Origin of the sequence: Pantoea sp. Pa-EAmG (genome assembly GCF_030024295.1) — a bacterium.
In the GTDB taxonomy this organism is placed as follows: domain Bacteria; phylum Pseudomonadota; class Gammaproteobacteria; order Enterobacterales; family Enterobacteriaceae; genus Pantoea; species Pantoea dispersa.
Map to the genome: position 1 here is coordinate 1 of NZ_JASEWO010000168.1, position 9,601 is coordinate 9,601.

General features: G+C 58.3%; 13 protein-coding genes. 6 read left to right on the forward strand and 7 right to left on the reverse strand.

Annotation, left to right across the window (positions count from 1 at the left end):
* Positions 1-17: 17 nt before the first annotated feature.
* Positions 18-929: an octaprenyl diphosphate synthase gene (ispB, locus tag QMM04_RS18090; RefSeq protein WP_282996686.1), complete on the forward strand. Its 912-nt coding sequence runs from the start codon at positions 18-20 to the stop codon at positions 927-929.
* 238 nt (positions 930-1,167) lie between these two features.
* Complete coding sequence (locus QMM04_RS18095) at positions 1,168-1,461, forward strand: helix-turn-helix transcriptional regulator (RefSeq protein ID WP_021507730.1); 294 nt, start codon at positions 1,168-1,170, stop codon at positions 1,459-1,461.
* A 63-nt stretch (positions 1,462-1,524) separates the two neighbouring features.
* On the opposite strand, the gene murA is transcribed toward QMM04_RS18095, so the two are convergent.
* The 7 genes from murA to mlaF form a co-directional block, all read right to left on the reverse strand.
* Complete coding sequence (gene murA / locus QMM04_RS18100) at positions 1,525-2,784, reverse strand: UDP-N-acetylglucosamine 1-carboxyvinyltransferase (RefSeq protein ID WP_021507731.1); 1,260 nt, start codon at positions 2,782-2,784, stop codon at positions 1,525-1,527.
* 46 nt (positions 2,785-2,830) lie between these two features.
* Positions 2,831-3,088, reverse strand: a complete 258-nt coding sequence (gene ibaG, locus QMM04_RS18105; RefSeq protein ID WP_007886637.1) for a BolA family iron metabolism protein IbaG — start codon at positions 3,086-3,088, stop codon at positions 2,831-2,833.
* A 114-nt stretch (positions 3,089-3,202) separates the two neighbouring features.
* Complete coding sequence (gene mlaB / locus QMM04_RS18110) at positions 3,203-3,508, reverse strand: lipid asymmetry maintenance protein MlaB (RefSeq protein WP_021507732.1); 306 nt, start codon at positions 3,506-3,508, stop codon at positions 3,203-3,205.
* Entirely contained in the window at positions 3,508-4,146 is a 639-nt protein-coding gene (gene mlaC, locus QMM04_RS18115; RefSeq protein WP_021507733.1) for a phospholipid-binding protein MlaC, read from the reverse strand. Before mlaC ends, mlaB begins: the two co-directional genes overlap by 1 nt.
* 19 nt (positions 4,147-4,165) lie before the next feature.
* Entirely contained in the window at positions 4,166-4,708 is a 543-nt protein-coding gene (mlaD, locus tag QMM04_RS18120; RefSeq protein ID WP_021507734.1) for an outer membrane lipid asymmetry maintenance protein MlaD, read from the reverse strand.
* A 4-nt stretch (positions 4,709-4,712) separates the two neighbouring features.
* Positions 4,713-5,495 carry a lipid asymmetry maintenance ABC transporter permease subunit MlaE gene (gene mlaE / locus QMM04_RS18125; protein WP_021507735.1) on the reverse strand — a complete coding sequence of 261 codons (783 nt, stop codon included), beginning with the start codon at positions 5,493-5,495 and terminating at the stop codon, positions 4,713-4,715.
* Positions 5,496-5,499: 4 nt separating this feature from the next.
* On the reverse strand, positions 5,500-6,315 hold the full coding sequence (gene mlaF, locus QMM04_RS18130) for a phospholipid ABC transporter ATP-binding protein MlaF (RefSeq protein ID WP_021507736.1): 816 nt from the start codon (positions 6,313-6,315) through the stop codon (positions 5,500-5,502).
* 227 nt (positions 6,316-6,542) lie between these two features.
* On the opposite strand from mlaF, the gene QMM04_RS18135 reads away from it, so the two are divergent.
* The 4 genes from QMM04_RS18135 to lptC all read left to right on the forward strand — a co-directional run.
* On the forward strand, positions 6,543-7,526 hold the full coding sequence (locus QMM04_RS18135; protein ID WP_104093949.1) for a calcium/sodium antiporter: 984 nt from the start codon (positions 6,543-6,545) through the stop codon (positions 7,524-7,526).
* Positions 7,527-7,538: 12 nt separating this feature from the next.
* On the forward strand, positions 7,539-8,519 hold the full coding sequence (gene kdsD / locus QMM04_RS18140) for an arabinose-5-phosphate isomerase KdsD (protein ID WP_021507738.1): 981 nt from the start codon (positions 7,539-7,541) through the stop codon (positions 8,517-8,519).
* A 13-nt stretch (positions 8,520-8,532) separates the two neighbouring features.
* The gene (kdsC, locus tag QMM04_RS18145) at positions 8,533-9,099 is read left to right on the forward strand and encodes a 3-deoxy-manno-octulosonate-8-phosphatase KdsC (protein ID WP_058774894.1); all 567 of its coding nucleotides are present in this window, start codon (positions 8,533-8,535) and stop codon (positions 9,097-9,099) included.
* Positions 9,096-9,601, forward strand: a 506-nt coding sequence (lptC, locus tag QMM04_RS18150; protein WP_282996684.1) for an LPS export ABC transporter periplasmic protein LptC, incomplete at its 3' end; no start/stop codon positions are given. The genes kdsC and lptC, both read left to right, overlap by 4 nt.

Below are 9,601 nucleotides of genomic sequence, written 5' to 3' on the forward strand. Positions count from 1 at the left end.
CGGCCGTCAACCAGACCATCCTCGACCAGCTGAATTCAGATGTCTCACTGATTAACCAGTTGGGCTATTACATCATCAGCGGGGGAGGCAAACGCATCCGTCCGATGATCGCGGTGCTGTCAGCACGCGCGCTGAATTATCAGGGATCGCTGCATGTGACCAATGCGGCGCTGATCGAATTTATCCACACGGCGACGCTGCTGCACGATGATGTGGTGGATGAATCCGATATGCGCCGTGGCAAAGCCACCGCTAACGCCGCGTTCGGCAATGCGGCGAGCGTGCTGGTCGGGGATTTTATCTATACCCGCGCCTTCCAGATGATGACCAGCATGGGATCGCTGAAGATCCTTGCACTGATGTCCGAAGCGGTGAACGTGATCGCCGAAGGGGAAGTGCTGCAGCTGATGAACTGCAACGATCCGGATATCACCGAAGAGAGCTACATGCGGGTGATCTACAGCAAAACCGCCCGCCTGTTTGAAGCCGCTTCGCAGGCTTCGGCGATCCTCGCGGAGGCCACGCCAGCGCAGGAGAAAGCGCTGCAGGATTATGGCCGCTATCTCGGTACGGCGTTTCAGCTGATCGACGATCTGCTGGATTACAGCGCCGACGGCGAGACGCTGGGCAAAAATACCGGTGACGATCTGAGCGAAGGTAAGCCGACGCTGCCGCTACTGCACGCCATGCACAACGGCACGCCCGAGCAGGCGCAGATGATCCGCAAGGCGATCGAAGAAGGTAATGGCCGTCATCTGCTGGAGCCGGTGCTGGCGGCAATGCAACAAACCGGTTCGCTGGAATGGACGCGCAAACGCGCCGAAGAAGAGGCGGATAAAGCCATCGCGGCGCTACAGGCACTGCCAGAAACGCCGTGGCGCAGCGCACTGGAAGCGCTGGCGCATATGTCGGTGCAGCGCGATTTCTGACCTGCTACGGGGCCGTCCGGCCCCGTTTTTATTTCTCTCCCCTGCTCTGCCCGTCTGATTACATTCCCTTGCAGCATTTTTGCGAAAAACTGCGCAGTTTCGTGCACAGGCAAAACAATTACTGGAAACATATGGAAATTATTTGCTATAAAAATCCGGATTTTTCCAGTTATCTCTGCGCAGGAGAGCCACAGCGCTGCAGAGATGGAGCACTAACACGGACACGGAGAAGAGAGTTATGCATGCAAGGAGAGAAGACTGGCATCCGGCAGATATCATTGCGGCCCTGCGCAAGCGCGGTACGTCACTGGCCGCCCTGTCACGTCAATCTGGCCTCAGTTCATCGACGCTGGCCAACGCGCTGTCACGCCCCTGGCCTAAAGGTGAATGGCTGATCGCCACGGCGCTGAAGGTCCATCCTTCCGAGATCTGGCCCAGCCGCTATTTTGATCCGGTCACGCAGCGTCTACTGGATCGTAAAAAACGCATTCGATCGCCCCAGGATCTGAAAAAGATCGTCTCACGCGGATAAAGCAAAAAAAAACCAGCCACGCTGTCGTGACTGGTTTTCATGCCTGGCAATCAGGACAAAGGATTACTCGCCGCTGACGCGCTCAATGTTGGCGCCTAACGCTTTCAGCTTGTCTTCAATATGCTCGTAGCCACGATCGATGTGGTAGATACGATCCACCAGCGTCGCACCTTCTGCAATGCAGCCTGCCAGTACCAGACTGGCTGACGCACGCAGATCGGTCGCCATCACCTGCGCGCCGGACAAGGTTTCAACACCGTGACAGATAGCGGTGTTGCTTTCGATTTCGGCGTGCGCACCCATACGAATCAGCTCCGGGATGTGCATGAAGCGGTTTTCAAAGATGGTCTCGGTAATGACGCCGGTGCCTTCAGCCACCAGGTTGAGCAGCGTAAACTGCGCCTGCATGTCGGTCGGGAAACCCGGGTGCGGTGCGGTACGGATGTTAACCGCTTTCGGACGCTTGCCGTGCATATCCAGGCTCACCCAGTCTTCACCGACTTCAATCTCCGCACCCGCGTCACGCAGTTTCGCCAGCACGGCGTCCAGCGTGTCTGGCTGCGCATTGCGGCACACCACTTTGCCGCGCGAGATAGCGCCGGCCACGAGGAAGGTGCCGGTTTCGATACGGTCCGGCAGCACGCGATAGACGCCGCCGCCGAGGCGCTCAACGCCCTCGATGGTGATTTTGTCGGTGCCGGCGCCGCTGATTTTCGCGCCCAGCGTGTTAAGGAAGTTTGCCGTGTCGACAATCTCCGGTTCACGCGCCGCGTTTTCAATGATGGTGGTGCCCGTCGCCAGCGTTGCGGCGCTCATGATGGTCACGGTCGCGCCCACGCTGACCTTATCCATCACAATGTGCGCGCCCTTCAGGCGACCATCCACAGAGGCTTTAACATAGCCCTCTTCCAGTTTGATCTCGGCACCCAGCTGCTCCAGGCCGGTAATGTGCAGATCGACCGGACGCGCACCAATCGCACAGCCGCCCGGCAGAGAAACCTGGCCCTGGCCAAAACGCGCCACCAGCGGCCCCAGCGCCCAGATGGAGGCGCGCATGGTTTTCACCAGATCGTACGGCGCACTGAAGACATTAACTTCGCGCGCATCAACGTGGACCGAACCATTGCGTTCCACGCGCGCACCGAGCAGGCTCAGCAGCTTCATGGTGGTATCGATGTCACGCAGCTTCGGCACGTTCTGAATCTCTACCGGCTCTTCAGCCAGCAGCGCAGCAAACAGAATCGGCAGCGCAGCATTCTTCGCCCCGGAAATGGTCACTTCACCGCTTAAACGGGTGGGGCCTTGCACACGAAATTTGTCCATTAACACGGCTCTCAATTATCTATCAACAAAACAGCCAGAGTGGCGCTTAGAAACCGTTGAGTTTACGGTCGCGCGCCCACTCGGCTGGGGTATAAGTCTTGATGGACACCGCATGAATACGGTTATCCGCAATGTATTCCATCAGCGGCGCGTACACAGCCTGCTGTTTCTTTACGCGGCTCAGCTCGCCAAACATTTCGCCCACGGCAATGACCTGGAAATGGCTGCCATCGTTGCTGAGAACATGTACTTCTTCTAACGGCAGCGCCTGCATTAGCACGGCCTGAACTTCACTATTTTCCATCGCTCATTGCTTCACTTGATAATAATAAGGCGGATATCTTAGAGGAAAGCGCCTGACTCTTAAATACGCAAAAGCCCCTGAAAAAAACAGGGGCTTTGTCAGCAGCGCCGTTAATCAGGCGATTTGTTCCGCAGAAACAATAATCTGCTGCAGGTTGTACAGCTTGATTAACGAGTCGAGCTTATCGGTGATGCCACTGAAAAGCGGCGTCGTGCCCTGCGCCCGCGCGATTTCGCGCAGATGCACCAGCAGCGCCAGCCCGGCAGAATCAACCCGATCCAGCGCCGCCACGTCAATCGTGGTGATACCGGCCATGGCGCTGTCACGCGCCTGCCACAGCGCCAGCAGCGTATCGCGGTCCAGTTTGCCGCTCAGGGCCAGCGTGCTGGCAGTGCGCTGCCAGCGTAACGGTTCGCTCATTATTGCTGCTTGTCCAGGGTGATAGGCTGCGCGGCATAGGTTTTCAGCTGCGCAGTCAGGCCGTCGATGCCTTTGGTGCGCAGCAGATCGCTCCACTCATTCTGTTTGGTGGTGATCATGCTGATGCCTTCGGCAATCATGTCATAAGCCTGCCAGTTGCCGGTCTGGCTGTTCTTGCGCCACTGGAAATCAAGGCGCACCGGCGGACGACCGTTGGGATCGATGATGGTGACGCGAATCGCCACGATATTGGCATCGCCAATCGGCTGCTCAGGCTGAATCTGGTAAGTCTGGCCGTGGTACAACGCCAGCGCCTGACCATAAGCCTGCGCCAGATAATCCCCAAACGCGGCAAAGTAGGCGTCGCGCTGCGCCGGCGTGGCTTCGCGGTAGTAACGGCCCAGTACCAGCGCCCCCGCGTATTTAATCTGCACGTACGGCAGCAGCTCCTGGCGCACGATTTCGCGCAGGTAATTCGGATCCTGCTTAATCTTCGGCTGTTCGTTCTTCAGGCGGGTAAAGGTCTTCTCCGCCGCTTCGTTCATCATCTTGTACGGATTGCTCTGGTTGGCGTCCGCTGCGTTTGCCGCCAGCGGCGCGATGGCCAGCAGGGCCACCATCAGGAAACGTTTTAACATCGTGTTGTACCTCTCTGGGTTATTCCGTTGTAGCAGGTGCTGCCGGGGCGCTCGCGCTGGCGGCGCCCGACGATTTCTCATTGTCCTTGTTGTCGCCGCTCTTGTAGAGGAACTGGCCGATCAGGTCTTCCAGCACCAGCGCCGATTTGGTATCCCGCAGCGTGCCGCCATCTTTCAGCATCGCCGAGCCAAGCTCCGGATCGTCAAAACCTAAGTTGAGCGCGAGGAACTGCTCACCCAGCAGACCCTGGGTGCGAATCGCCAGCGAGCTGGTGTCAGGAATTTTATTGGCATACTGTTCGCTGATGTCCATGGTGACGCGCGGCGACAGCGTTTTGTCATCCAGTGAAATGTCAGTGACGCGGCCAATCACCACGCCGCCAATTTTCACCGGTGAGCTGACTTTCAGGCCGCCGATATTATCGAAGGTGGCGTACAGCTTCCACGTTGGCTCAGTACCCAGCGATTTAAGATCGGCGACGCGCAGGCTGAGGAACAGCAGCGCCAGCAGCGCAGCCAGCATAAACACGCCAACCCAGATTTCGTTTTTTTTGCTTTGCATTGCATTAATTCCCAAACATCAGTGCCGTCAGCACAAAATCCAGTCCAAGCACCGCCAGCGAAGCATGGACTACGGTACGCGTCGTCGCGCGACTGATCCCTTCCGAAGTCGGGATGGCGTCATACCCATTGAACAGCGCGATCCAGGTCACCGTGATGGCAAACACCGCGCTCTTGATCAGGCAGTTGATCACATCGGTACGAAAATCGACCGCGTTCTGCATCGCCGACCAGAAGAAACCCGGGTCGATGCCTTTCCAGGCCACCCCGACCAGCGCGCCACCGGCAATGCCCACCGCGGTAAAGATCAGCGCCAGCAGCGGCATACTGATAAAGCCGGCCCAGAAGCGCGGCGACACCACGCGGCGCAGCGGATCAACCGCCATCATCTCCATGCTGGAGAGCTGCTCAGTGGCTTTCATCAGACCAATTTCCGCAGTGAGCGCCGAACCGGCGCGCCCGGCAAACAGCAGCGCGGTGACTACCGGCCCCAGTTCGCGCAGCAGCGACAGCGCCACCAGCATGCCCAGGCTGGTTTCCGCACTGTAAGTGGTGAGTACCAGATAGCCCTGCAGCCCCAGCACCATGCCAATGAACAGGCCGGAGACCACAATGATCAGCAATGACAGCACGCCCACGCTGTACAGCTGCTTCACCAGCAGCGGCGCATGCTTACGAAACGCCGGTTTACCCACCAGCGCATGGAAGAGCATTAAGCCCGCCCGGCCAAAGGCCGCACAGGTGTTAATTCCCTGACGCCCAAATGACGCCAGTGCCTGTAACCACATCAGTTTAGCTTCTCCCTGTGCGGGTCAGATCGCTGAGGTAATCCCCGGCAGCGAAGCGGAACGGCACCGGACCATCCGCATGACCCTCAATAAACTGGCGCACGCGCGGATCGGGATTCTCCCTCAGCTGCGGCGCACTACCCTGAGCAATAATCTTTTGCCCGGCAACAATATAGGCATGGTCGGCAATGCTCAAGACCTCCGGCACGTCGTGTGAAACCACAATGCAGGTGACGCCCAGCGAATGGTTGAGCTCATCGATCAGCTTGACCAGCACGCCCATGGTAATGGGATCCTGGCCGACGAAGGGTTCGTCGAACATGATCAGCTCCGGCTCCAGCGCAATTGCACGCGCCAGCGCCGCCCGGCGCGCCATGCCGCCGGAGAGTTCGGCCGGCATCAGCTGGGCTGCGCCGCGCAGTCCGACGGCTTCCAGCTTCATCATCACCGTGCTGTGCAGCAATTCAGCTGGCAGCCGGGTGTGTTCGCGCAGCGGCCAGGCAACGTTTTCATAGACGTTAAGGTCGGTGAACAGCGCACCGGACTGGAACAGCATGCTCATTTTTTTACGCACGTCATACAGCTTACGGCGCGACAGCGTCGGAATGTTCTGGTCACGAAACCAGATCTCACCTTTGTCCGGCTGCAGCTGCCCGCCAATCAGGCGCAGCAGGGTGGTTTTACCGATGCCGGAAGGGCCCATAATCGCCGTGACTTTGCCCGCCGGAACGGTCAGCGAAATGTCGTCGAAGATGGTGCGATTGCCGCGCGTAAAACTGACGCCACGAACCTCAACCAGATTCGTTTGCTGCTGGATCATCATTACCTCTTTAAACGGATCGGGCGTAATTAACGTGGTGGATGGTAGCCTGGTAAACCACAATGCACGATAGTTTTACAGAAACTTACCCGTCCGGTGTGGCGAAAACGGCCTTAAAATTTACTTTTGCCTCTCAGACAGTCAAAATCAGCGCCTGATTCCGCACGCGCACTGCTTTTACCTGTCGGACAAGGTTTGCCGGCACCGTTATCCATCAAGGATTTTTCATGTTCGTAGCCACTGCCCTGCTGTTTATCGGATTGATTTTACTGGCTTACGGAGCTGACCGCCTGGTGTTCAGCGCCGCGATCCTGTGTCGATCCCTTGGCATTCCCCCGTTGATCATTGGCATGACGGTGGTGAGCATTGGCACTTCACTGCCGGAACTGATCGTCTCGTTCTCTGCCGCGCAGCATGGTCAGATGGATTTAGCCGTGGGTACCGCGCTGGGCTCGAACATCACCAATATTCTGCTGATCCTTGGTGGCGCTGCGCTGCTGCACCCTTTAACCGTACACTCCAATCTGATTCGCCGCGAACTCCCTCTGCTGCTGCTGGTCTCACTGCTCAGCGGCATCATGCTGTTTGATAACCAGCTCAGCCGGCTGGATGGCGTAGCACTGCTGCTGCTGGCGCTGGGTTATCTGCTGGTGGCGATCCGCATCGCCCGGCGGGCCGAGCGCGATAATAATGACACCCTGACGCGTGAACAACTGGCGGAGCTGCCGCGTGACGAAAACGGCAATACGGTGGCGTTTCTCTGGCTGGCGGTGGCGCTGATTATTCTGCCGATGTCGACGCGCATGGTGATCGACAACGCCACGGTGTTTGCGGATTACTTCGGCGTTAGCGAACTGGTGATGGGACTGACGCTGATTGCTGTCGGTACCAGCCTGCCGGAACTGGCCACGGTGCTGGCCGGCGCGCTGAAAGGCGAGGACGATATCGCCATCGGCAACCTGATTGGCGCCAATATCTTCAATCTGGCGATTGTGCTGGGCCTGCCGGCGCTGGTGCATCCCGGCGCGATCGATGCGCACGCCTTTGCGCGGGATTACTGGATTATGCTGGGCGTCAGCGTGCTGTTCGCCCTGCTGTGCCTGCTGCGCAAGCGCCGCATCGGCCGCATAGCGGGCACGCTGCTGTTAGGTGGATTTATCGTGTGGGTGCTGTGGCTGTGGCTCAGCCCCACGCTTATCGCAAGCTATTAAGGATGACTGACCATGTCACATCAGCAACCGGATTTCGACTTCCAGCAGGCAGGTAAAGCGGTACTGCGCATTGAACGCGAAGGGCTGGAACAGCTCGACCAGTATATTAACGCCGATTTCAGCCGCGCCTGCGAAATGATCTTTGCCTGCCGTGGCAAAGTGGTGGTGATGGGCATGGGCAAATCCGGCCATATCGGCAAGAAGATGGCCGCCACCTTCGCCAGCACCGGCACGCCGGCGTTCTTCGTCCACCCGGGTGAAGCCAGCCACGGCGATCTCGGCATGGTCAGCACCAATGATGTGGTGATCGCCATCTCGAACAGCGGCGAGTCGGGCGAAATCCTCGCGCTGATCCCGGTGCTCAAACGGCAGAAAGTGCAGCTGATTTGCCTGACCAGCCGTCCGGAGAGCGCCATGGGCCGGGCTGCCGATGTGCATTTATGCGTGAAAGTGCCGCAGGAAGCCTGTCCGCTCGGGCTGGCACCGACCTCCAGCACCACCGCCACGCTGGTAATGGGCGATGCGCTGGCGGTGGCGCTGCTGGAAGCGCGCGGCTTCACGCAGGAAGATTTCGCGCTGTCGCACCCGGGCGGCGCACTGGGGCGCAAACTGCTGCTGCACGTCAGCGACATTATGCACAGCGGCGATGAAATTCCCCACGTCACCCGCGACGCCTCGCTGCGCGACGCGCTGCTGGAGATCACGCGCAAAAACCTCGGCCTGACGGTGATTGTCGACGACCTGATGAAAATCGAAGGGATTTTCACGGACGGTGACCTGCGCCGCATCTTCGATATGGGCATCGATTTCCAGTCGGCCCGCATCCAGGATGTAATGACGCGCGGCGGGATTCGCGTGCGCCCCAACCTGCTGGCGGTGGACGCGCTTAATCTGATGCAAAACAAAAACATCACTGCGCTGCTGGTGGCCGATGACGATCGCCTGCTCGGTGTGGTACATATGCATGACATGCTGCGCGCTGGCGTGGTCTGAACGGGAAACAACAATGAGTGCTGAAACCACGATGGTCAACACCTGCTACGGCCCGGTGAGCGCCGACGTGATGGCGCGGGCGGCCAACATCCGCCTGCTGATTTGCGATGTCGACGGCGTGATGTCCGACGGCCTGATTTACATGGGCAACAGCGGTGAAGAGCTAAAGGCCTTTAACGTGCGCGACGGTTACGGCGTGCGCTGCCTGCTGACCTCGGACATCGAAGTGGCTATTATTACCGGCCGCCGCGCTAAACTGCTGGAAGATCGCTGTAAAACGCTCGGCATTACGCATCTTTACCAGGGACAGTCGGATAAGCTTTTGGCCTGGCGCGAACTCCTGGATAAACTGTCACTATCGGCAGACCAGGTCGCGTATATTGGTGACGACCTGATCGACTGGCCGGTAATGGCACAGGCGGGTCTGAGCGTGGCCGTCGCCGATGCGCATCCGGTGTTACTGCCGCGCGCGCATTACGTGACGCGCATTGCTGGCGGTCGCGGTGCAGTACGTGAGCTATGCGACCTGATTTTGCTGGCGCAGAACAAATTTGAGGATGCCAAAGGGCAATCAGTATGAGTAAAAGCAGGCGTTGGATAACGCTGATTCTGGCGCTGATCGCCCTGGTGCTGATCGGCTGGAATCTTACCAACCAGGACGACAGCGCCACGCCGGTGGCGACCAACGATCAGGCGCCGACCTACACCAGCGCCAACTCCAGCACCGTGGTGTATAACCCGACGGGTGCGCTGGCCTATAAGCTGGTCTCGGATAAAGTGACCTACTTTTCGGCCGAAGAAGTGAGCTGGTTCGATAATCCGGTGATGACCACTTACGACGAAAACAAAGTGCCCACGTGGTCGGTTCGTGCTAACAAGGCAAAGCTGACGAAAGATCGTATGCTGTATCTTTATGGCCACGTTGAAGTACACACATTGACGCAGGATTCCCAGCTTGAGCGCATCATCACGGATAATGCTCAGGTTAATCTGGTCAGCCAGGATGTGACGTCTGACGATCAGGTCACCCTATTTGGCCGCAGTTTTAACTCCACTGGCATGAAGATGCGCGGCAACCTACG